Below are 21,250 nucleotides of genomic sequence, written 5' to 3'. Positions count from 1 at the left end.
TCCTTAGCTACTGGCGCGCAGCCGGCGCGAGATGACGTAGTTGATGACTCCGATCACGATGAGGATCAGGAACATCGTCCAGGCGATGGCGGAGGCCCGGCCCAGGTGCAGGTTGACCCAGCCCTGCTCGTACAGATACAGCCCGAGCGTCTGGAACTCGTGCTCGGGGCCGCCGGACGCCCCCTTGTTCGGGTCGAACAGCAGTGGCTCACCGAAGAGTTGGGTCGCACCGATGGTCGAGACGACCACGGTGAAGAGGATCGTGGGGCGCAGCGAGGGCAGCGTCACATGGATGAACTGCCGCCAGCGCGAGGCGCCGTCGAGGGCCGCGGACTCGTACAGGTCCTGCGGGATGGCCTGCATCGCGGCCAGGTAGATCAGCGTGTTGTAGCCGGTCCAGCGCCAGATGACGATGGTCGAGACGGCGAACTGCGAGGGCCACTTGTCGTTCTGCCAGTCGATGTTGTCGATACCGACGGCGTTCAGCGCCCAGTTGATCATGCCGTAGTCGCGGCCGAAGAGCAGCACGAAGACGAGGGAGGCGGCGGCGATCGACGTCGCGTACGGCGCGAGCATCGCGACCCGGTAGAAGGTCGAAGCCCGCAACTTGTAGTTGAGGATGTGGGCCAGGCCCATCGCCATCAGCAGCTGCGGGACCGTCGAGATGATGCCGATCGTCAGGGTGTTCTGCGCCGCGTTCCAGAAGAACTCGTCGTCGAACAGGCGGGTGTAGTTGCGCAGCCCCACCCACTCCATGTCGTTGGGCGCCGTCAGCTCCACCGAGTGCAGCGAGGCCCAGCCCGTGTAGATCAGCGGGAAGAGGCCGAAGGCGAGGAAGAGCAGGAAGAACGGCGAGACGAACGCGTACGGGCTCCAGCGCAGGTCCCGCTGCCAACGGCGCGAGAGCCGGTCCCGGCGGCGCTTGTCCACCTCGGGCGCGACGTCTGCGGGCGGACGGGCCGGGGCCGCGCCCCCCTCCTTCGCGGGGGGCGCGGCGGTGTCGTGCCGGGCGGTCATACCGGTCACTTCTCCAGGTTGTTGTCGATGGTCTTGGTGGCCGTTTCCCAGGCTTCCTTGGCCGACTTGCCCTTGGTCACCAGGATCACGCCGTTGTCGCTCAGACCCTGCATGATGATCTGGTCCTTCGGGCCGATGACCTGGACCGGAATCGCCTTGGCCGCCTCGCCGAAGATCGTGCCGATCGGGGCGTCACCCGTCATCTCGTTCTTCGCGCCGGTGACTTCGGGCAGGGTGTACGCGGCCGGCGTGCTCGGGAAGTTGCCCTGCACGCTGAAGAGCTTCGCCTGCTGCTCGGGGGCGGTCAGCCAGGTGATCAGCTTCGTCGCCTCCGCCACGTGCTTGCCGGACTTGGGGACGGTGAGGAAGGTGCCGCCCCAGTTGCCGGCCTTGGGCGGCACGGCCACGTCCCACTTGCCCGAGGACTCCGGCTTCGACTTGCCCTTGATGGTGCCGAGCATCCACGGCGGGCAGGAGATCGCGGCGAACTTGCTGTTGGCGATCGTCGTGTCCCAGGCGGGCTGGAACTGCGTCTGCTTGCCGAGCAGTCCTTCCGCGGCGGCCTTGGCGGTCAGGTCGAAGCCGGCCTTGATGGCCGGGTTCGTCTTGTAGATGACCTCGCCGGAGGAGTCGTAGAACTTCTCGCTCTCACTGCCGAGGACGGCGTTCAGCAGACCGCCGGGCGAGTCCATGAAAGTGGTGCCCGCGGGGGCCTTCTTCTGGTAGTCCCGGCCGACGTCGACGAACTTCTCCCAGCTGCCCGCCCACAGTTTGCCCACCTCGTCGCGGTCGGTGGGCAGACCGGCCTGCTCGAAGAGGTCCTTGCGGTAGCAGATGGCCATCGGGCCGACGTCGGTGCCGAGCCCGATCGTCTGACCGTCGTCGGTGGTGGCCTGCTTCCACTTCCAGTCCAGCCAGGTGCTCTCCTCCACGCCCGGGGCCTTGGACAGGTCCGTCAGTTTCGAGGCCTGGGTGTCCACGATCTCGGCGATGTTGGCCACTTCGACGGCCTGGACGTCCTGGAGGCCGCTGTTGGTGGCGAGGTGGTTGAGGAGCGGCGGGTAGTAGTTCTCGTTCCGCTCGATGACGTTCTCGGCGATCTTGATCTTCGGGTTGAGCTTCTCGTACTCGGCGTAGAGACCGGCCTCCTTGAAGCCCATGGTGCCGAAGAGACCAAGAGTGATGGTGGTCCTGTCGCCGGCGCCGTCGCCCGACGACGAACTGCCGTTGTCGTCGCCGCCGTCGTCGGCACAGCCGGCCAGCAGCCCGGCGCCCAGCGATGCTACGGCCGCGAGGACGACCGCCCTGTTGCGGGCGGATCGGGTACGTGCTCGCATTGCGTCCTCCTGTTGCCCTGACGTGCCGACCCCCCGGCCAACTGCATTGTTGGGCCCGTTAGTTCGTCTTGAATCGTCGCTGCGGCTCGGGCGGGGAACGTGCGGGATGTGTATGTGTCAGGTACCGTGGGAGCGCTCCCATCGGTGATGTGTTGAAGGTTCGTCGGTCCGGGCGGGGGTGTCAAGGGTGGTGACGGGAGGAGCTGTCTTCAGTTATCGGCCTGTTAACTAACTCGGCGGACCGGTACGGAGGAGACGCGGACCGGTGAAGATCGGCCAGTGCGGGGGTCGGGCTGATGTCCCGGCACCGCGCTGCCGACGGGGCGACCGGGTCCTCCCCGTCGGCACCGGCGGCCGCTCACGGACAGGACTGTTAGATTCCAGGCCAGGGCGATGACAGGGGAAGGGCGGAGCCAGATGGCAAGCCACGGAGCGCGGGGCCGCAGCGGTGGCCGGCCGACCTTGGAAGAGGTCGCCGCGCGCGCCGGAGTGGGCCGTGGCACGGTCTCCCGGGTGATCAACGGCTCCCCGAGGGTCAGTGACGCGACCCGCGCGGCGGTCGAGGCGGCGGTCGCGGAACTGGGCTACGTCCCGAACACGGCGGCCCGCGCCCTCGCGGCGAACCGCACGGACGCGATCGCACTCGTCGTCCCCGAGCCGGAGACCCGCTTCTTCGCCGAGCCGTACTTCTCGGACATGCTGCGTGGCGTCGGGGCCGCGATCTCGGACACGGAGATGCAGCTCCTGCTGATCTTCGCGGGCAGCGACAGGGAACGCCAGCGCCTGGCTCAATACCTGGCCGCGCACAGAGTGGACGGCGTCCTCCTGGTCTCGGTCCACGCGGACGACCCGCTCCCCGACCTGCTGGCCCAGTTGGAGATCCCGGCGGTGATCAGCGGCCCGAGGTCGGCGGCGGAGACGCTCACGTCGGTGGACTCGGACAACTACGGCGGCGGCCGCCAGGCAGCCGAACACCTCCTCTCCCGAGGCCGGCGCAGGATAGCCCACATCACGGGCCGCCTGGACGTGTACGGCGCCCAGCGCCGCGTCGACGGCTACCGCGAGGCCCTGGAGGCGGCGGGCCACGAGGTGGACGAGGACCTGATCGAACCGGGCGACTTCACCGAGGAGGGCGGCCGCCGTGCGATGACCCGCCTCCTGGCCCGCTGCCCCGACCTGGACGCGGTCTTCGCGGGCTCGGACGTGACGGCGGCGGGCGCCCGCCAGGTCCTGCGCGAACAGGGCCGCCGTATACCCGACGACGTTGCCCTCGTCGGCTACGACGACTCGGCCATAGCCCGCCACATGGACCCGCCCCTGACGAGCGTCCGCCAGCCGATCGTGGAAATGGGCCGCGCGATGATCGACCTCCTCCTGGAGGAGGTGGCGGACCGCCGCCCGACGGCGTCGCGGGTACTGGAGCGACGCAGGGTGGTGCTCCCTACGGAGCTGATGACGCGTACGTCGTCGTGAGAAGGAGGAAGAAAGTACGGGGTACGAAGAAGGGCTGACCCGCTTTCACGGGTCAGCCCTTGATCAATCAGGGTGAGTGACGGGACTTGAACCCGCGGCATCCTGGACCACAACCAGGTGCTCTACCAGCTGAGCTACACCCACCATGACCGGGTGAGGATTTCCGAGTGGTCTTCCTGACCGGCCGAGAAAAAGTGTACAGGGTCCGAAGGGGTGCTCGCGCCCGGCTTTCCCGGGGCTGTCGCAGGGGCTGTCGTACGGGTTACCGCGCCGCCGGCAGCACGTGCTTCGCCGCGATCGTGCGGGCCGTGTCCGAGTCCGGGCCGGGCTGCGGTACGAAGATCGCCTCGCGGTAGTAGCGCAGTTCGGCGATCGACTCGCGGATGTCGGCGAGGGCGCGGTGGTTGCCGTTCTTGGGCGGGCTGTTGAAGTACGCCCTGGGGAACCAGCGCCGGGCCAGCTCCTTCACCGAACTGACGTCCACGATCCGGTAGTGGAGGTACGCCTCCAGGGTGCCCATGTCGCGGAGCAGGAAGCCGCGGTCCGTGCCGACGGAGTTGCCGCACAGCGGGGCCTTGCCCGGCTCCTTGACGTGCTCGCGCACATACGCCAGGACCTGGGCCTCGGCGTCGGCCAGCGTCGTGCCGCCGGCCAGCTCGTCGAGGAGTCCGGACGCGGTGTGCATCTGGCGCACCACCTCCGGCATCGTCTCCAGCGCCGAGTCGGGCGGACGGATGACGATGTCCACCCCCTCGCCGAGTACGTTCAGCTCGGAGTCGGTGACCAGTGCGGCCACCTCGATGAGCGCGTCGTCGGACAACGAGAGACCGGTCATCTCGCAGTCGATCCACACCATGCGATCGTTCATGCGTCTCACCTTACGGGGAGGTGGCGCGGCCTGAACCCGGCGGTGCAGTGGGTTCGCCCCCGCCGCCCCTACCCGTCCCATCCTTCTGGGGGCTGCGCCCCCAGACCCCCCTTCGTCCTCAAACGCCGGACGGGCTGGATAGTCAGCCCGTCCGGCGTTTGAGGACAAGGCCCGTTCAGGGCCGTAGCGGGGGTCTGGGGGCGCAGCCCCCAGGGGACGGGAATGGGTAGGGGCGGCGGGGGCGAGAACACCCCGGTGAACGCCGGATGGGCCGGGGGACATCCCCCGGCCCACCCCACGTTCACACGTCACGCACCCTCTACGTCCCGCTCCGCTGCCCCGGCAGACTCGCCCGGCTCCCGACATACGGATCCCGCGCATGCTCCGCCGAGAGCCCGACCGCGGCCGCCGTACGACGCGCCTGGATCGGGACCGGACTGTCCGAGTGCGGGGCGCGGTCGTGGCCGTGCCCCGGGCCGTGCCCGTGACCCTGGCCGGCCGTGGTCGGCGTACCCATGCCACCGCCGGGGCCACCCTGCGCCCCACCCACCGCACCGTCCGGATCCTGCACCCGCTCCCCCTGCGGCCTGCGCGCCCGGTACGCCGCGCGGTACGCGGCCGGGGACGAGCCCAGCTGGCGGCGGAAGTGCCCACGCAGGGCCACCGGCGAACGGAAGCCGCAGCGGCCCGCGACCTCGTCCACCGAGTAGTCCGACGTCTCCAGCAGACGCTGAGCCTGCAACACCCGCTGCGTGATCAGCCACTGCAACGGCGCGCTGCCTGTCAGCGAGCGGAACCGGCGGTCGAACGTACGACGGCTCATGTACGCCCGCGCCGCCAGCGTCTCCACGTCGAACTGTTCGTGGAGGTGCTCCAGCGCCCAGGCGACGACCTCGGCGAGCGGGTCGGCGCCGATCTCCTCTGGTAAAGACCGATCGAGGTAGCGCTCCTGGCCGCCCGATCGGCGCGGCGGGACCACCAGTCGGCGGGCCAGCGCACCGGCCGCCTCGTTGCCGTGGTCCGTCCGCACTATGTGGAGACAGAGGTCGATGCCCGCCGCCGTACCCGCGCTTGTCAGTACGTCGCCGTCGTCCACGAAGAGTTCCCGTGGGTCGACGTGCACGGACGGGTAGCGCTTCGCCAGCGTCGGCGCGTACATCCAGTGTGTCGTCGCCGGGCGGCCGTCCAGCAGGCCCGCCGCCGCGAGGACGAACGCACCTGTGCACAGGCCTACGATCCGCGCACCCTCCTCGTGGGCCCGGCGCAGTGCGTCGAGCGCCTCCTCCGGTGGCGGCGCGGTGATCGAACGCCAGGCGGGCACGACGACCGTGCCTGCCCGTGCGATCGCCTCCAGGCCGTTCGGCGCGGTGAGTTCAAGCCCGCCGGTCGTCCGCAGCGGGCCCTCTTCTCCGGCGCACACCAGCAGTCGGTAGCGCGGCACTCCGGCGTCCTGGCGGTCGATCCCGAACACCGAAAGTGGTATGGAACTCTCGAAGATGGGGCCGCCGCTGAACAGCAGCACCGCGACGATCTCCTTGCGGCGTCGCCCGGAAAGTTTCCGGGCCGCGGCTTCCGGCGCGGCAGTGGAGTCGTGGCTCATACTGCTAAGCCCCCCTCGGTGGTCGCGGCTCCTCGGTTGTGTCGCTCCTGCACGTTTCCCCTCGGTCCTGCACGAGTCCCCCGCCGTAGACAGTCAAGATCGAATCTACTGTGTCGCATGATGCCGGGGTGACCAGTTCGGTACCCGGCGGATTGTCGACTTGGCAACTTGGCGTAAAGCATTCGATCACGAAGCGTTGCACTCGTGGGCCGCACAGGGAAGTGCGCCTCGTCGTAGTGGCCAATCCGCGTAGGGTGCGCGGGCCCGTCTGGACCCTTTCAGTGCAGGTGGAACAGGGGTTTGGGGGTTGTTCGGCCAAGGGATGTACGGTGGCCGGAAGTTGGCTGAAAAGCATCGGGCGCGTGCGCGAAAACAGGTCAGTCGACCGGTGTAGTTCCGCCGGAGTGGCGGCCGCCTCGCGGGGTACCCGAATGGGTTCGGCTGTGCCGCCCCCGGTGCGCGGCGCTCTCCTCGGCCGGCATCCGGGCCGCGACGCGCTCGGACTGCCGCAGCAGCACCCGGCACACCCCTGTCACGGCTGCCAGCCCCAGTGCCGTACCGGCCGCGCCGCCCAGCGAGGTGCCGTAGAGGACGAGCACCACGGGGACCAGGACGCAGCTGAAGGCCGCCCAGCGGACGAGGTCGCTCGAGGAGTCGTGCGTCGGTGAGTTCATGGCCGCTCCCTGTCTGGTTGCTCCCTGTGACGGTGGGTCACCGGGTTCAACGCTTGTTCGAGCGGTCGGTCACTGGCCGATCACTGGTCGATCACTGGCCAAGGGTGTCCGGAAGACGTGCGCGATCGTGATCGACGTAGGCGAGATGTACGCGAACCCTGTGGAAACAGCCTGTACGTGACAGCAACCATTGCGTTACGGGCACCCCCTCGTGCATGCTCCCTGGAACCCCGACCGGGGCCTGTGCGGGCTATGGGCTAAGGAGGCGTGCCGCCGTACTCTTGGGGGTATGGGGTTGGGAAGATGATTCCCGGACACAGCTCCGCCGCACTCTGTCGTCCCACATCACGTCGTCCCATCACGAGGATCAAAACGCCGAGACACCCATGGCCGGTCACGAATTCCTGGATCCCGCGGACCGCAAGCGCCCCGTCGCCGATCACACGGCGGCCGAGCCCTTGGCGGCGGAAGAATCACGTCAGTCCTGCGACCCCGCGTTCAAGCACGGTGTCGTCGTCGGTTTCGACGGCTCGACGTCGAGTGAGCGCGCCCTCGCGTACTCCATCGGTATGGCCCACCGTTCCGGTTCGGGCCTGATCATCGTGCACGTCGCCAACCGGCTGCCCACCACGGTGTGGGCCGGCTGCGAGCCACCCGTCTTCGTCGACGTGCCGGACCACCGGACCGAGGTCCTCGGGCTCGAACTCGCCTGCGCGGACTATCTGGCCGAAGTGCCCTGGATCCTCGTCGAGCGCGGCGGCGACATCTGCCACGAACTCGAAGAGGTGGGGCGGGAGTACGAGGCGGACGCGATCGTCGTCGGCTCGACCCACGGCATCGTCGGACGCATCTTCGGGTCGGTGGCGGGGCGGTTGGCCAAGCGTGCCCAGCGCCCGGTCGTCGTCATCCCGTGACTCCATGTCCGTGACTCCCCGTCCGCAACTCCACGTTCTCCCAGGTGGGATGCGCGAATCTACTCGTGCGTAGATGTGTTTGTGCGCTTGTGAAGGGCATATAGCGGTCACCGCACATGCTGTACGGGCACATGCACGAAGGGAGCCCGCCGTGGACAATGACGTCTCCGGGGGAAGCACCACCACGATCCTCGGCCAACTCGCGCTCGGACTCACCCTGTTGGCCTTCGGCCTCGGGCACACCGAGGTGATCGACGGCGTGACGGCCGCGGACGCGGTCTCGCTCGCCACCTACGTCGGCGGCCTCGCGCTCTTCGTCGCCGGGCTGCTCGCCTTCCGCGACCGTGACACGTTCACCGGTACGGCGTTCGCCGCGCTCGGGGCGTTCTGGTTCACGTGGGGCGTCGGCGCCGACTCCCAAGTCTCCGCCAACGCGGGTGGGTTGTTCCTGTTGCTGTTCGCGCTTGTCGCGTTGAGCCTGACGCTGGGGGCGTCCGCGTCGGCTCCGCTGGTCCGGGGTGCGTACGGGCTGTTGTTCGTGGCGATGTTGCTGCTTGCCGTCGCGCGGTTCGGGTCAAGTGACGGGCTGGCCAAGGTCGGTGGGTGGTTCGCTGCGGCGGGTGGGGTTGTTGCCTGGTACGCCGCGACTGCGGCGTTGGCTCACTGGCCGACTGTTCTTCCACGGCGTGCTGCCGGCCGGGGTGTGACGGCCACCGGTTAGCTGCGCAGGCTGGGGGTTTGGGCGGCCCCCGGCTATCTGGCGAACCCCCCGTGGTTGGTGGCAACACGGGGGGTTCGTTCTGGTTGTTCGGCCTCTGCGGGCCGGTGGGGGCTGGTCGCGCAGTTCCCCGCGCCCCTAAAGGCAGGCTCGTCGCGCCCTTGGAAGCAAGCTCCCCGCGCGGCCCGCAGCCAAAAACAGGCGTCTTACTCCACCGTTACCGACTTTGCGAGGTTCCTCGGCTTGTCGATGTCTCGGCCGAGGGCCAAGGCCGTGTGGTACGCGAGGAGTTGGAGGGGGATGCCCATCAGGATCGGGTCCAGTTCGTCCTCGTTCTTCGGGACGACGATCGTCTGGTCGGCCTTCTCCTGGTGCTGGTGGGCCACCGCCAGGATGGGGCCGCTGCGGGCCTTGATCTCCTCCAGGGCGGCGCGGTTCTTCTCCAGGAGGTCGTCGTTCGGGACGATCGCGACCGTGGGGAGGGCCGGCTCGATGAGGGCCAGCGGACCGTGCTTCAACTCCGAGGCGGGGTAGGCCTCGGCGTGGATGTACGAGACCTCCTTGAGCTTCAGGGAGGCCTCGCGGGCCACCGGATAGCCCCGTACACGGCCGATGAAGAGCATCGAGCGGGCCTCGGCGTACTGCTCGGCCAGCTTCTTGATCTCCTCCTCCTGGTCCAGGATCTCGGAGATCTGCGCGGGCAGCCTGCGCAGGCCCTCGATGATCCGCTTGCCGTCGCGGACGGAGAGGTCGCGGGTGCGGCCCAGGTGCAGGGCGAGGAGGGCGAAGGCGACCGTCGTGTTCGTGAAGCACTTCGTCGAGACGACGCAGACCTCGGGGCCCGCGTGGACGTACATGCCGCCGTCCGCCTCGCGGGCGATCGCCGAGCCGACCACGTTGACGATGCCCAGCACCCGCGCGCCCTTGCGCTTCAGCTCCTGTACGGCGGCCAGTACGTCGTACGTCTCACCGGACTGGGAGACGGCGACGTAGAGGGTGTCGGGGTCGACGACCGCGTTGCGGTACCGGAACTCGGAGGCCGGCTCGGCGTCGGCGGGGATGCGGGCCAGCTCCTCGATCATCTGGGCGCCGATCATGCCCGCGTGGTACGAGGTGCCGCAGCCGAGGATCTTCACGCGCCGCACGGCACGCGCCTCGCGGGCGTCCAGGTTGAGGCCGCCGAGGTGGACCGTGGAGAAGCGGTCGTCGATCCGGCCGCGCAGGACGCGGTCGACGGCGTCGGCCTGCTCGTGGATCTCCTTGTGCATGTAGGTGTCGTGGCCGCCCATGTCGTACGAGGCGGCCTCCCACTCCACGGTGGTGGGCTCCGCCGTGGTGCTGGTGCCCTCCGTTGTGTACGTGCGGAAGTCGTCGGCCTTCAGCGTGGCCATCTCGCCGTCGTCCAACGTCACTATCTGCCGCGTGTGGGTGACCAGCGCGGCGATGTCCGAGGCGACGAACATCTCCTTCTCGCCGATGCCCAGGACGACCGGCGAGCCGTTGCGGGCGACCACGATCCGGTCGGTGAAGTCGGCGTGCATGACGGCGATGCCGTACGTGCCCTCGACGATCCGCAGGGCCTGGCGGACCTTCTCCTCCAGGGTCTCCGCCTGGGAGCGGGCGATGAGGTGGGTGAGGACCTCGGTGTCCGTCTCGGAGAGGAACTCCACGCCGTCGGCTTCGAGCTTCTTGCGCAGGTCGGAGGCGTTGTCGATGATCCCGTTGTGGACCACGGCGACCTTGTTGTCGGCCGACATGTGCGGGTGCGCGTTGTGGTCGGAGGGGGCGCCGTGCGTGGCCCAGCGGGTGTGGGCGATGCCGGTGGTGCCGGCGAAGCGCTTGGGGACCTTGGCCTCCAGGTCCCGGACCCGGCCCTTGGCCTTGACCATCTTCAGGCCCGCCGCCTTCGGCGAGGTCACGACGATGCCCGCCGAGTCGTAGCCGCGGTACTCCAGGCGCTGCAGGCCTTCGAGGAGCAGCGGCGCCACGTCACGCCTGCCGATGTATCCGACAATTCCGCACATATATAAGAGTCCCTGTCCCTGTACGTGGATGATCTAGCCGTAGACGATGCGGCGCAGCTGGCGGAGGGTCAGCTCCGGTGGTGCGACCGCGCGGTATTTCAGGTCCGCCTCGATCCGGTCGAAGATCGTCGCGTTCACCAGTCCCTGGCCCTGGAGTTCGCGGTGGCGGCGACGGACATAATCCTCGGTCGTCTCGTCGAAGTAGGCGAGAACGTCCTGAATCACCCGTAGCGCCTCACCCCGTGAGAGGGGTGTGGTACGCGTCAGATGATCAACGAGTTCGTCGTGCACCCGATGATCCTGAGGTAAAGCGCTGGCAATCGCAAGAATCCTGCCCGATTTCGGGCAACGGTCTGTTGAAACTCTTATGGGACCCTGTTCGGGGCCTGTTCATCCTGTGTCCTGCGTACCGATGGCTGCCCAGAGCACCTTTTTCAGCCATGGACACTCCTCGCATGGGCGTACCGGAGCAGCTCGCCGCGCGCATGAGCATGGCCGAGCAGCACGAGTACCTTCGCGCCAAGTTCTCGCGGCGCACGATGATCAGAAGCGGCGCCGTCACCGTGGGCGCCGTCGCGGGCGGTGCGTTCGTGCCGGGCGCCGCCCAGGCCGCGACGCGGACCTCCGCACCGACCCAGACGTACAAGCAGCCCGAGAAGGTCGACGGCGCGCTCGTCGCCCCCTTCGGCCGTCACCTCGCCTGGGGCAACGACCCCCGCACGGAGATCACCGTCTCCTGGCAGGTCCCGGTCGCGGTGAAGAAGCCCTTCATCCGGATCGGCGCACACCCCTGGGACCTCTCCCACAAGATCGACGCCGAGATCCGCACCCTCTACACCCCGGCCGGCGTCGGTGTCAGCGCCGACCACACCCAGTACTACGTCCACGCCAAGCTGACCCACCTGCGCCCGGGCAAGACGTACTACTACGGTGTCGGCCACGCGGGCTTCGACCCGGCCGAGGCACACCTGCTCGGCACGCTCGGCACCTTCACCACCGCCCCCGCGCACAAGGAGCCGTTCACCTTCACGGCCTTCGGCGACGAGGGTGTCGGCTACCACGGCCTCGCCAACAACAGCCTGCTGCTCGGCCAGAACCCGGCCTTCCACCTGCACGCGGGCGACATCTGCTACGCCGACCCGGCCGGTGCGGGCAAGACCGCCGACACCGGCTTCGACTCGCGCGTCTGGGACCAGTTCCTCGCGCAGACCGAGTCGGTCGCCAAGTCCGTCCCGTGGATGCCGGCCTACGGCAACCACGACATGGAGGCCTGGTACTCGCCCAACGGCTACGGCGGCGAGGACGCCCGCTGGAACCTCCCCGACAACGGCCCGGACCCCGAGAACCTCCCGGGCGTCTACTCCTTCGTCTACGGCAACACGGCGGTCATCTCGCTGGACGCCAACGACATCTCCTTCGAGATCCCGGCCAATCTGGGGATCTCCGGCGGTACCCAGACCACATGGCTGGAGGGGCAGCTCAAGAAGTTCCGCGCCTCCAAGGACGTCGACTTCGTCGTGATCTTCTTCCACCACTGCGCGTACTGCACCTCCACCGCGCACGCCTCGGAGGGGGGCGTGCGCCAGGAGTGGGTGCCGCTGTTCGAGAAGTACACGGTCGACCTGGTCATCAACGGCCACAACCACCAGTACGAGCGCACCGACGTCATCAAGGCGGGCAAGGTCACCAAGAAGCTCCCGATCGGCGGGACTTCGTACCCGGAGACCGACGGTGTCGTCTACGTGACGGCGGGCGCGGCGGGCCGCAGCCTGTACGCGTTCACCGCCCCGCAGTCCTACGAGGGCCACGAGAACGAGGTCGACTCGGTGGCCTCCTTCATCAACACCAAGGACGGCAAGGTCAACGAGACGGTCACCTGGTCGCGCGTGCGCTACCTCGACTACTCGTTCCTGCGCGTCGACGTCACCCCCGCCTCCCGGGGCCGTCTCGCCACGCTGACGGTGCGCGGCATCGCGGAGACGGGCGAGGAGGTCGACCGCTTCACGGTTGCGCGCCGCGTAGGCTGAGCGTGCGCGTATGCCCCGAAGGCAGGGCGTACGAGTGAGTAAGTGAGTCCAACAGGCGGTTCTCCGGCGCGAGTTGCTACATGCGCCTGAGGACCGCCTGTTTGGCGAGGGCGAACTCCTCGTCCGTGAGTACGCCCGTCCGGTGCAGGTCGCCGAGTTCGCGGAGTCGGCGTAGCTGGGCGTCGTGGTCGTGTTCGGCGGGCAGTGTGTTGTCGGGTGCTGCTGGTGCCGCTGCGGCAAGTTCCTTCGGTGGTACGTCCGTTGCGGGCGCCGTCGGATGCGGCAGCCTGGCCTGGACGGCCGCCGCGACCAGTGCCATCAGCGGGTCCTTCTTGAACCCCCACAGCTCGACGGAGTTGGGGTCGTACTTCGGCGGGGCCTTGGTCGGCGCGTGCCGTACGCCGAAGCGCAGATAGCCGTTCTCCAGGCCCACCGCCGGATGCCACTCGACGGCCGCGATGTCGGCGACGGCCAGGGAACGGGGGCCGGCGGCGGCCTTCGCGTCCTCCGTCTTCCAGTTCCACTCCAGCCGGACGTGCTCACCGTCGAAGGTCGCGGTGCCGTCCCCGGCCGACACGGACACCGGTACGGCGGGCCCGGGCAGCAGATAGCGGTCGACGGCACCGGACGGCACCTCGTCGAGCAGCAGGGCGTTGCGGACCTCGTCCACGAAGTACTCGGCGACGCCGTACCGGTCGGACTCGACGTTCAGCAGATACGGGTCGTTGGGCTCCGCCAGCTTGCCGCCGGTCGCCTGGAGCAGCGGGTCGGCGCCGTCGCGCAGCCGGAGCCTCAACCGCCCCGACTTTCTGCCCTGTTCGAAGGAGACACCGGCCAACGAGTGGAGGGGGACGGCGAGTTCGCCCAGGGTCTTGCGGAGCAGGCTGACGTTCTTGTCGCGTCCAGGGGTGAGCCGGAGGGCGTCGCCGTCGAAGACCCACGTGCCGTCCTTCTGGATGATTTCCGCCATGACGGAGATTGTTCCCGATACGTAGAGCGACGGGCACCTCGGAGGACCGTACTCCGAGGTGCCCGTCTGTATGGGGGCGCGGCTGCCTGGGTGTTGCTACAGGCCCGCGATCGGGTTCTTCAGGTTGCCGACGAGCTGGAGCGCGCCGGCCGGGTCCGCGAGGTCCACCATCTGCTTGTTGTCGCGGAGTTGGAGCCGGTTGAGGCAGGACAGCGAGAACTCGGGCGCGAACATGTCGTACTGCTCGAACTTGTCGGCGAGTTCCGGGGTGGCCGCCTGATAGTCGCGGACCGTGTCGGCGACCGTCCGCCAGAAGTCGTCCTCCCCCAGGACACCCTCGGTGGCGAGGTTGGCGGCCAGGAAGCGGAAGAAGCAGTCGAAGACGTCCGTGAAGATGGACAGGAGCTTCTTCTCCTCCGGGACGTCCACGCGCAGCCGCTCGACCGTCGGCGGCAGTACCGCGTCCGGGTCCATGACGGCGATCTCCTCGGCGATGTCCTTGTAGATCGCGCGCCGGACCGTGCCGTCCTTGAGGACGAGGATGACGTTCTCGCCGTGCGGCATGTAGACGAGGTCGTAGGCGTAGAAGCTGTGCAGGAGCGGGGTGAAGTAGGCGCGGAGGTAACCGCGCAGCCACTCCTTCGGGGGCAGGCCCGACTGCTCGATGAGCGCGGAGGCGAAGGAGCGGCCCTCGTGGTCGACATGGACGAGCGATGCCATGGTGGCCAGCGATTCGCCGTCCCCGAGGGACGACACCGGGCTCTCGCGCCACAGCGCCGCCAGCATTTTGCGGTACGGCGAGTAGCGGTCGGTGGCGGCCTCGTACTCCAGATGGCGGTAGCCGACGGCCGCGCGCTCGCGGATGATCGACAGGCCCGTCGACTTCAACACCGGGTCGTTGTCGATGAGTTGGGCCAGCCAGTCGTTGATGGCCGGGGTCGCCTCCATGTAGGCGGCCGAAAGCCCGCGCATGAAGCCCATGTTGAGGACCGAGAGAGCCGTTTTTACGTAGTGCTTCTCGGGGTCGGACTTGTTGAAGAAGGTCCGGATGGACTGCTGGGCGAGATACTCGTCGTCGCCCTCGCCCAGGCAGACCAGGTTCTTCTGGGCGACCTCGGCGGCGAAGGTGACGGTGAGCTTGTTCCACCACTGCCAGGGGTGCACCGGGATGAAGAGGTACTGGGCTGGGTCGAGGCCCTGGTCGCTGAGCTTCGTACGGAAGCGGACGACCGTCTCCTGCCCCAACTCCGCGCGCAGGAAGGCCTCGTACTCGATGCCGACGCCCGCCGTGAACGCGGCGCGTGAGCGGTGCGCGGCCAGCCAGACCAGCCGGACCGGCGACGCGGTCTCGGGGGCGTACGAGAGGTACTCGTGCACACCGAAGCCGAGCCGCCCGTTGTTGGCGACGAAGCAGGGGTGGCCCTCGGTCATCCCGGTCTCGATCGCCTGGAAGCCGCTCTTGACGAGTTCGGCGACGGGGATCTGCGGCTTGGTGAGTTTGTAGCAGGTGCCGGAGAGGGTGGAGGAGATCTCCTCCAGATAGACGGGCAGGACCTCGTCGCTCAGGCCGAGTGATTTCTTCAGCTCGATGAAGAAGTCCAGGGCGGAGAGCGGGAGTTCGGCCCCGTCGCGGTGCCGGGAGATGGAGTCGGCGTCGACCTGCCAGTGGTCGAGGGCGTGACGTACGGCGGTGAAGCGGTAGCGGGTCAGGCCGTCGTCGCCGAGTACGGCGTAGCTGTCCTCCCGGCCCTTCTCGGGCTCGGGGGCGATGAGCCGCTCGTGGGCGAACTCGGCGAGGGCTTTGCGGATCAGGAGGCGGTTGGCCTGTGCCCAGCGCTCGGGGGACAGGTGCGCCACGGCGTCGGACAGGGTCATATCGCTACTCCTCGGGCTGCCAGGTACTGCTGACGCGTGCAGAAGCTCAAGAGGGCCTTTTTCTCCGGCTTCTGGATCTCGCGCTCGGGCACGAAGCCGACGGCCTCGTTCAGCGCGTGGACGGCCTTGTTGGTGACGTCGGGCTCGACGACGACCCGGCGGGTGCGCGGGTCGGCGAACAGCTCGTCCATCACGGCCGTGATGACGGCCCGGGTGAAGCCGTGCACGGGCGTGTCGGTCGCCGGTACCAGGAAGTGCATGCCGACGTCACCGGGCTGCGGCTCGTACAGGCCGACCAGTTCGCGGTGGACGGGGTCGTACTTCTCCATCAGGAAGGCGGGTACGCCGTCCCGGAGGCCGAGGAGAGCGTGGTGGTGCTCGTCGGCGGCGACGTCCATGTAGGCACGCTCGACGTCTTCGAGTTTCGCGTCCTGCATCATCCAGAAGGCCGCTTTGGGGTGGGTGATCCAGGAGTGCAGCAACTCGGCGTCCTGGAGCGGATCCAGTGGACGGAGAGACAGGGTCATGGAGGTCATACGGCGAACTCCTGGAAGGCGATGGTCTTCTCGACCGGGTAGTACTCGCTGCCGAGCAGCTCGCCGATGACGACGCTGTTGCGGTACGCGCCCATGCCCAGGTCGGGCGAGGTGATCGAGTGGGTGTGGACACCGGCGTTCTGGAGGAAGACCCCGCGTCCGGTCGTGTCGATCGCGTAGTTGCGGCCGATGTCGAAGTTGCCCTGGGTGTCGTAGCGCAGCCGGTCGCGCACCGGCTTCAGGAACTCCGGCTCGGCGTACTTGTATCCGGTGGCCAGGATCAGGCCCTGGGTGTCCAGGGTGTACTCCTTCTCCTGCTCCTCCTGACGCAGACCGAGCGTGTACGTCCCGCTCGTGTTCTCGTAACTCACGCTGTCGAGCGCGGAGTTGGTGAGGAGTCGAGTGGGGACGGGCCCGCCGAGGTTCTTCTGGTAGAGCAGGTCGAAGATCTCGTTGATCAGCTCGCCGTCGATCCCCTTGAACAGGCCCTTCTGGTCCTGGGTGAGGCGGTAACGGGTCCGCTCGGGCAGCGCGCGGAAGTAGTCGATGTACTCCGGGGAGGTCATCTCCAGCGTCAGCTTGGTGTATTCGAGCGGGAAGAAGCGGGGGGAGCGCGTCACCCAGTTGAGCCGGTAGCCGTGGACGTCGATCTCGGCGAGGAGGTCGTAGTAGATCTCGGCGGCCGACTGGCCGGAGCCGACGATCGTGATCGAGTCCTTCTTCTGGAGCTCCGCCTTGTTCTGCATGTAGCGGGAGTTGTGGAAGAAGTCGCCGCCGAGGCCCTGGACGGCGTCCGGGAAGTGAGGGGAGGTGCCGGTACCGAGGACGAGCCGGCGGGCGCGGTAGACATCGTCGGCGGTCGTCCTCACCACGTAGAGATCGTCCTCGTACGTGACTTCCGCGACCGTCGTGCTGAAACGCACGCTGCTCAGCTGATGGGCGGCCCAGCGGCAGTAGTCGTCGTACTCCACCCGCAGCGGATAGAAGTTCTCGCGGATGTAGAACGAGTACAGCCGGCCCTTGTCCTTCAGGTAGTTCAGGAAGGAGTACGGCGAGGTCGGGTCGGCCAGCGTGACCAGGTCCGACATGAACGGCGTCTGGAGGTGGGCGCCTTCGAGGAACATGCCGGCGTGCCACTCGAAGTCGGGCTTCGACTCCAGGAAGACACCGTCCAGTTCGTCGATGGGCTCGGTCAGGCAGGCGAGACCGAGGTTGAACGGGCCGAGCCCGATGCCTACGAAGTCGTAGGTCTTGGTCGGATTCTCAGGACGCGCGGTCAAGGGACTCTCCCAGGTACTGCTCGGCATGGCCGGCGATCAGATCGAGTACGGCGGCGATGTCGTCCGTCGTGGTCTCGGGGTTGAGCAGGGTGAACTTGAGGTAGTGGCGACCGCCGACCTTCGTCCCCGCGACCACGGCCGCACCGGAGGCGAACAGGGCCTTGCGGGCGTACAGGTTGGCGCGGTCGATCTCCGAGGGGTCGGTGACGGCGGCGGGGATGTAGCGGAAGACGAGGGTGGAGAGCGACGGTTCGACGACGACGTCGTAGCGAGGGTCGGAGGCCAGGATTTCCCAGCCCTCCTGGGCCAGGTCGCACACCTCGTCGAAGAGCTGGCCGATGCCGTCGGCGCCCATCACCCGCAGGGTCATCCACAGCTTGAGGGCGTCGAAGCGGCGGGTCGTCTGGAGGGACTTGTCGACCTGGTTGGGGATGCGCTCCTGCACCATGCGGCGCGGATTGAGGTACTCCGCGTGGTAGGTGGCGTGCCGGAGCGTGGCCGAGTCGCGGACCAGCAGGGCGCTCGAACTCACCGGCTGGAAGAAGGACTTGTGGTAGTCGACGGTGACCGAGTCGGCGCGCTCGATGCCGGTGAGGAGGTCACGGCGCCTGACCGAGGCGAGCAGTCCGCAGCCGTAGGCGGCGTCGACGTGCATCCAAGTGCCGTACTGGGAGCAGAGTTCGGCGATCTCGGGCAGCGGGTCGATGGACCCGAAGTCGGTCGTACCGGCGGTGGCGACGACGGCCATGGGGACCAGCCCGGCACGCTTGCAGCGCTCCAACTCGCGGGCGAGCGCCACGGTTTGCATCCGCTTGTCGTGGTCGACGGGGATGGAGACGACCGAGTCGGCGCTCAGCCCGAGGAGCTTCGCGGACTTCTTCACGCTGAAGTGGCTGACGTCGGAGGCGAAGATCCGCAGTTTGGCGAACGAGGCTGGATACTCCCACCCAGCCCGCCCTGGCTTCGCCTCCTCGCGGGCCAGCAGCAGGGCCTGGAGGTTGGACTGGCTGCCGCCGCTGGTGAAGACGCCGTCGGCGGCGGGGCCGAGGCCGATGCGCTCGTTCGTCCAGTCGATCAGTTTGCGCTCGATGAGGGTGCCGCCGGCCGACTGGTCCCAGGTGTCCAGGGAGGAGTTGACGGCGGAGAGGATCGCCTCGCCGAGCACCGCCGGTATGACGACCGGGCAGTTGAGGTGGGCGAGGTAGCGCGGGTGGTGGAAGTAGACCGCGTCGCGCAGATAGACCTCTTCGAGCTCGTCGAGGGCGGCGGCCTCGTCGAGCAGGGGCCGGTCCAGGTCGATCCGGTCGATGTGGGGGGCGAGGGCGTCGACCGTGACGCCGGTGAACGGACGGTCCGTGGTGGCGAGTTTGGCCGCCACCCGCTCGACTCCTTCGGTCACGGAGCGGCGGTACCGCTCCGCGGTCGTGTCATTGAGCAGGTGCGAGCGCATCGGGGGAGCCTCCGGGGGGACAGAGAGGGCGGGTGCAGGTTCGCCATGTCGAACGATTCCATCGCGTGGAACTTAGGTAAGCCTAACCTAAGTTGGATTTGGGTACGATCCTGCCCCACCCGTAACAGCTGTGATCTGGGCCTCTGCCGTCATTCGGACTGCTCGCGCAGCTGCTCCTCGCTGAGCCCGCGCCGCCAGTAACCGACGAAGGTGACGGCCCGACGGTCGATGCCACGCTCCCGAACGAGATGCCGGCGCAGCTCCTTCACGGCGGACGACTCACCCGCGATCCAGGCGTACGGCCGCTCGGCGGAGGGGAGTTGGGCGCCTCGGATCGCCTCCAGGGCCGAGGGCGCACCTGCGCCTCCGCCCGCGCCGCGCACGAGCCAGGTGATCTCGGCGTCGGCGGCGGTCACCAGATCCTGGATGTCCCCGGCGTGCCCGGCCTCCAGCCAGACCTGCGCCCGGGTGCCGGCGGGCAGCGATTCGAGGATCGCGGAGGCGGCCGGTACGGCGGTCTCGTCGGCCCAGATGACGACCAGATCGGTGCCGGTCGGTGGCCGGAACCGGATCGCGCGGTTGTCGGCGATCGCCGGTCCGAGCAGCAGGACGCGGTCACCGGCGCCGGCCCGTGAAGCCCAGAGGGAGGCCGGTCCGGCGGGGGCGGCGGCGCCCGGTTCGACGCCGTGCAGCACGAAGTCGATGTCGATCTCCGTCGTACGCCCGTGGGAGTCGGCGCGCAGCGCGCGGAGTGTGTACGAGCGCATCACGGCCCGTACGTCGTCGGGGAGTTCACGCCACCCCTGCCACCACCCGTCCCCCAGCTCGACGGGTACGGCGGGGGCGTCCTGCCCCGGATGCGGAAGAAAGAGGGAGAGGCTCTGGTCGCACCCGTCGGAGAGGAAGGCGGCGAGATCGTCCCCGGCGAAGGTGACGCGTACGAGGGAGGGCCCGAGGCGAGCGGTCCGCGCGACGTGGAGAGCGAAGAACCGGAAGGGGGCGGTGACGGTGGTCGTCATGCGAACTCCTGATGTGATGTCAGGGGACGCGATGACGCGCCCCGAAAGGGGCGCGGGGAACTGCGCGATCAGCCACGACGGGCCCGCAGTTCCCCACGACCGAGCACACGGTTTCAGGCGCCGGCGTCAGCTGACCTTCTTCGCGTTCTCGATGGCCTCCGCGAGGCTCGTGACCAGCGGCGTGCACTTCTCGTACGACAGAATCGGCTCGGCATTGCGCGCGATCACCTGATCCGCCTTCACCGCGGGCAACTGCTTCCAGGTGGCCTCGGTGATGTCGGCGGGCTGGATCGCCGCAGTCCGGCTGTCCATCATGATGATGTCGGCCTTGTACTTGTCGACGTTCTCCCAGCTCAGGCTCTCGTACCAGCCACCGCTCGCCTTGAGGACATCGGCCGAGGGCTCGACGAAGTTCACGCCGAGGGCCTTGAAGTACTCCAGGTCGATGGAGAGGTTGGAGCCGGAGACGTAGAAGATGTCCTGGCTCGCGGAACCGGCCAGCACCTTGATGTCCGGGTTGGCCTTGGCGGCCGCGCGCAGTCGGGCGGAGGCGTCCTCGAAGGCCTTCTTCGCGGCGGTCACCTTGGCGGAAGTGGTGTCCGCGCCAAGGGACTTGGCCAGCTCCAGCATGCGCTGCAGCGGCTTGTCCAGCTGGATGTCGACCACGGAGATACCGACGGTCGGGGCGCCGACGCCGAGGATCTTCTCCTTGGACTCCTCCGGGACGTACCAGAGGGTGCTCGCGTCGAACATCGTGGTGGCGAGGAGGTCCGGGGCGAGGGCCGCGTACTTCTCGATGTTGAACTGGCCCCACTCGTTGCCGAGGACGGTCACCTTGGTGACGTCGAGGTCGCCGGCCTGGACGTCGGCCTTGCCGTCCTTGGTCGTGGTCGGGCCGAACACGCCCTTGACCTCGACGCCGTAGTCGTGGAGCGCGGCGGCGACACCGATGAAGGCGACGATGCTGGAGGGCACCTTGTCGGCCTTGACGGTCGTGCCGCGGTCGTCCTTGAACGTCCAGGGACCGGCTGCGGGAGTCGCGACGGCCTTCGACGCGTCCGCGTCCGAGCCACTGCTTTTCGCGTCGTCGTCCCCACAGGCGGCGAGGACGGCCCCGAGGCCGAGGGCGCCGCCTGCGGCGAGCATGCCGCGGCGGGAGAAGTGGGTGGCACGGGCGTTGGACATGAGATGGCTGCTTTCGAACAGGGCGGTTCGGCCCGCCGGACAATTCGAAAGGTAGGTTAGCCTAACCTCAGCTGTTGTCCAGGGGGCGGTTCCGGGAAGTGGAACGCTCGGGGTGGCGTGTGCCCGCTTCTGTGGGTGGCCTGTGGATCGAAGGTGCACTGCTCGCCCGGGTGATTATTCATACGACGGGGAGGTTGCCCATGCCATGAAGTGAAGGAAGCGCGGGTGGTCGACGGCGGGCCGGCCGAACGCCCGCTGAACGGCCGCAAGGCCCGACCCGAAC

General features: G+C 68.2%; 18 protein-coding genes and 1 tRNA gene. 4 read left to right on the top strand and 15 right to left on the bottom strand.

The window, feature by feature from the left end; all coding sequences use genetic code 11:
- Nucleotides 1-3: 3 nt before the first annotated feature.
- Both ACFYXF_RS29210 and ACFYXF_RS29205 read right to left on the bottom strand, forming a co-directional pair.
- Nucleotides 4-1,017 (bottom strand): carbohydrate ABC transporter permease, encoded by a 1,014-nt coding sequence (locus ACFYXF_RS29210; RefSeq protein ID WP_389353941.1) that lies wholly within the window; start codon nt 1,015-1,017, stop codon nt 4-6.
- Between the two features lie 5 nt (nt 1,018-1,022).
- Nucleotides 1,023-2,354, bottom strand: a complete 1,332-nt coding sequence (locus tag ACFYXF_RS29205) for an ABC transporter substrate-binding protein (RefSeq protein WP_389353867.1) — start codon at nt 2,352-2,354, stop codon at nt 1,023-1,025.
- Between the two features lie 417 nt (nt 2,355-2,771).
- Here ACFYXF_RS29205 and ACFYXF_RS29200 point away from each other — a divergent pair, with 417 nt between their 5' ends.
- A complete protein-coding gene (locus ACFYXF_RS29200) occupies nt 2,772-3,827 on the top strand; it encodes a LacI family DNA-binding transcriptional regulator (protein WP_389353865.1) in 1,056 nt (351 codons plus the stop codon).
- A 71-nt stretch (nt 3,828-3,898) separates the two neighbouring features.
- On the opposite strand, the gene ACFYXF_RS29195 is transcribed toward ACFYXF_RS29200, so the two are convergent.
- The 4 genes from ACFYXF_RS29195 to ACFYXF_RS29180 all read right to left on the bottom strand — a co-directional run bounded on the left by ACFYXF_RS29195 (nt 3,899) and on the right by ACFYXF_RS29180 (nt 6,969).
- Nucleotides 3,899-3,971: transfer RNA gene (locus ACFYXF_RS29195), tRNA-His, on the bottom strand.
- 118 nt (nt 3,972-4,089) lie between these two features.
- Complete coding sequence (gene orn, locus ACFYXF_RS29190) at nt 4,090-4,695, bottom strand: oligoribonuclease (protein WP_389353863.1); 606 nt, start codon at nt 4,693-4,695, stop codon at nt 4,090-4,092.
- Between the two features lie 319 nt (nt 4,696-5,014).
- Nucleotides 5,015-6,295, bottom strand: a complete 1,281-nt coding sequence (locus tag ACFYXF_RS29185; RefSeq protein WP_389353861.1) for a helix-turn-helix domain-containing protein — start codon at nt 6,293-6,295, stop codon at nt 5,015-5,017.
- A gap of 377 nt (nt 6,296-6,672) precedes the next feature.
- On the bottom strand, nt 6,673-6,969 hold the full coding sequence (locus ACFYXF_RS29180) for a hypothetical protein (protein WP_389353859.1): 297 nt from the start codon (nt 6,967-6,969) through the stop codon (nt 6,673-6,675).
- Nucleotides 6,970-7,355: 386 nt separating this feature from the next.
- Between ACFYXF_RS29180 and ACFYXF_RS29175 the strand changes: the two genes are divergently transcribed.
- Nucleotides 7,356-7,883, top strand: a complete 528-nt coding sequence (locus ACFYXF_RS29175) for a universal stress protein (RefSeq protein ID WP_105974383.1) — start codon at nt 7,356-7,358, stop codon at nt 7,881-7,883.
- 151 nt (nt 7,884-8,034) lie between these two features.
- Nucleotides 8,035-8,604, top strand: coding sequence for a GPR1/FUN34/YaaH family transporter (locus ACFYXF_RS29170; RefSeq protein ID WP_389353856.1), 570 nt, complete (start codon nt 8,035-8,037; stop codon nt 8,602-8,604).
- 203 nt (nt 8,605-8,807) lie between these two features.
- Here the strand turns inward: ACFYXF_RS29170 and glmS are convergent, their stop codons facing one another.
- The gene (gene glmS / locus ACFYXF_RS29165; RefSeq protein WP_389353854.1) at nt 8,808-10,625 is read right to left on the bottom strand and encodes a glutamine--fructose-6-phosphate transaminase (isomerizing); all 1,818 of its coding nucleotides are present in this window, start codon (nt 10,623-10,625) and stop codon (nt 8,808-8,810) included.
- Nucleotides 10,626-10,658: 33 nt separating this feature from the next.
- The gene (locus ACFYXF_RS29160) at nt 10,659-10,916 is read right to left on the bottom strand and encodes a hypothetical protein (protein WP_164313127.1); all 258 of its coding nucleotides are present in this window, start codon (nt 10,914-10,916) and stop codon (nt 10,659-10,661) included.
- A gap of 164 nt (nt 10,917-11,080) precedes the next feature.
- On the opposite strand from ACFYXF_RS29160, the gene ACFYXF_RS29155 reads away from it, so the two are divergent.
- Entirely contained in the window at nt 11,081-12,652 is a 1,572-nt protein-coding gene (locus tag ACFYXF_RS29155) for a purple acid phosphatase family protein (RefSeq protein ID WP_389353851.1), read from the top strand.
- Nucleotides 12,653-12,728: 76 nt separating this feature from the next.
- On the opposite strand, the gene ACFYXF_RS29150 is transcribed toward ACFYXF_RS29155, so the two are convergent.
- From ACFYXF_RS29150 to ACFYXF_RS29120, 7 genes are all read right to left on the bottom strand, one after another.
- Nucleotides 12,729-13,622: a DUF4429 domain-containing protein gene (locus ACFYXF_RS29150; protein WP_389353849.1), complete on the bottom strand. Its 894-nt coding sequence runs from the start codon at nt 13,620-13,622 to the stop codon at nt 12,729-12,731.
- 96 nt (nt 13,623-13,718) lie between these two features.
- Entirely contained in the window at nt 13,719-15,497 is a 1,779-nt protein-coding gene (locus tag ACFYXF_RS29145; protein ID WP_389353847.1) for an IucA/IucC family protein, read from the bottom strand.
- Nucleotides 15,494-16,024, bottom strand: a complete 531-nt coding sequence (locus tag ACFYXF_RS29140) for a GNAT family N-acetyltransferase (protein WP_389353939.1) — start codon at nt 16,022-16,024, stop codon at nt 15,494-15,496. The genes ACFYXF_RS29145 and ACFYXF_RS29140 overlap by 4 nt, the downstream gene beginning before the upstream one ends.
- A 5-nt stretch (nt 16,025-16,029) precedes the next feature.
- Nucleotides 16,030-17,313, bottom strand: coding sequence for a lysine N(6)-hydroxylase/L-ornithine N(5)-oxygenase family protein (locus tag ACFYXF_RS29135; RefSeq protein ID WP_389353845.1), 1,284 nt, complete (start codon nt 17,311-17,313; stop codon nt 16,030-16,032).
- Nucleotides 17,297-18,763, bottom strand: coding sequence for a lysine decarboxylase DesA (gene desA, locus ACFYXF_RS29130; RefSeq protein WP_389353843.1), 1,467 nt, complete (start codon nt 18,761-18,763; stop codon nt 17,297-17,299). The genes ACFYXF_RS29135 and desA overlap by 17 nt, the downstream gene beginning before the upstream one ends.
- Before the next feature lie 149 nt (nt 18,764-18,912).
- Nucleotides 18,913-19,782, bottom strand: a complete 870-nt coding sequence (locus ACFYXF_RS29125; RefSeq protein ID WP_389353841.1) for a siderophore-interacting protein — start codon at nt 19,780-19,782, stop codon at nt 18,913-18,915.
- A gap of 126 nt (nt 19,783-19,908) precedes the next feature.
- Nucleotides 19,909-20,967, bottom strand: a complete 1,059-nt coding sequence (locus tag ACFYXF_RS29120; protein ID WP_389353839.1) for an ABC transporter substrate-binding protein — start codon at nt 20,965-20,967, stop codon at nt 19,909-19,911.
- Between the last annotated feature and the right edge of the window lie 283 nt (nt 20,968-21,250).

Source organism: Streptomyces sp. NPDC002680, assembly GCF_042889145.1.
Taxonomy (GTDB): Bacteria; Actinomycetota; Actinomycetes; order Streptomycetales; family Streptomycetaceae; genus Streptomyces; species Streptomyces adonidis.
Note: the sequence above shows the minus strand (reverse complement) of the source record. Positions and strands in the feature narration are given on the sequence as shown.

Coding starts and splice junctions, on each gene's coding strand:
- ACFYXF_RS29150 (WP_389353849.1), bottom strand. CDS start 13,622: ATGGCGGAAATCATCCAGAAGGACGGCACGTGGGTCTTCGACGGCGAC.
- ACFYXF_RS29200 (WP_389353865.1), top strand. CDS start 2,772: ATGGCAAGCCACGGAGCGCGGGGCCGCAGCGGTGGCCGGCCGACCTTG.
- ACFYXF_RS29180 (WP_389353859.1), bottom strand. CDS start 6,969: ATGAACTCACCGACGCACGACTCCTCGAGCGACCTCGTCCGCTGGGCG.
- ACFYXF_RS29120 (WP_389353839.1), bottom strand. CDS start 20,967: ATGTCCAACGCCCGTGCCACCCACTTCTCCCGCCGCGGCATGCTCGCC.
- ACFYXF_RS29185 (WP_389353861.1), bottom strand. CDS start 6,295: ATGAGCCACGACTCCACTGCCGCGCCGGAAGCCGCGGCCCGGAAACTT.
- ACFYXF_RS29210 (WP_389353941.1), bottom strand. CDS start 1,017: ATGACCGCCCGGCACGACACCGCCGCGCCCCCCGCGAAGGAGGGGGGC.
- glmS (WP_389353854.1), bottom strand. CDS start 10,625: ATGTGCGGAATTGTCGGATACATCGGCAGGCGTGACGTGGCGCCGCTG.
- orn (WP_389353863.1), bottom strand. CDS start 4,695: ATGAACGATCGCATGGTGTGGATCGACTGCGAGATGACCGGTCTCTCG.
- ACFYXF_RS29125 (WP_389353841.1), bottom strand. CDS start 19,782: ATGACGACCACCGTCACCGCCCCCTTCCGGTTCTTCGCTCTCCACGTC.
- ACFYXF_RS29140 (WP_389353939.1), bottom strand. CDS start 16,024: ATGACCCTGTCTCTCCGTCCACTGGATCCGCTCCAGGACGCCGAGTTG.
- ACFYXF_RS29155 (WP_389353851.1), top strand. CDS start 11,081: ATGGGCGTACCGGAGCAGCTCGCCGCGCGCATGAGCATGGCCGAGCAG.
- ACFYXF_RS29145 (WP_389353847.1), bottom strand. CDS start 15,497: ATGACCCTGTCCGACGCCGTGGCGCACCTGTCCCCCGAGCGCTGGGCA.
- ACFYXF_RS29205 (WP_389353867.1), bottom strand. CDS start 2,354: ATGCGAGCACGTACCCGATCCGCCCGCAACAGGGCGGTCGTCCTCGCG.
- ACFYXF_RS29175 (WP_105974383.1), top strand. CDS start 7,356: ATGGCCGGTCACGAATTCCTGGATCCCGCGGACCGCAAGCGCCCCGTC.
- desA (WP_389353843.1), bottom strand. CDS start 18,763: ATGCGCTCGCACCTGCTCAATGACACGACCGCGGAGCGGTACCGCCGC.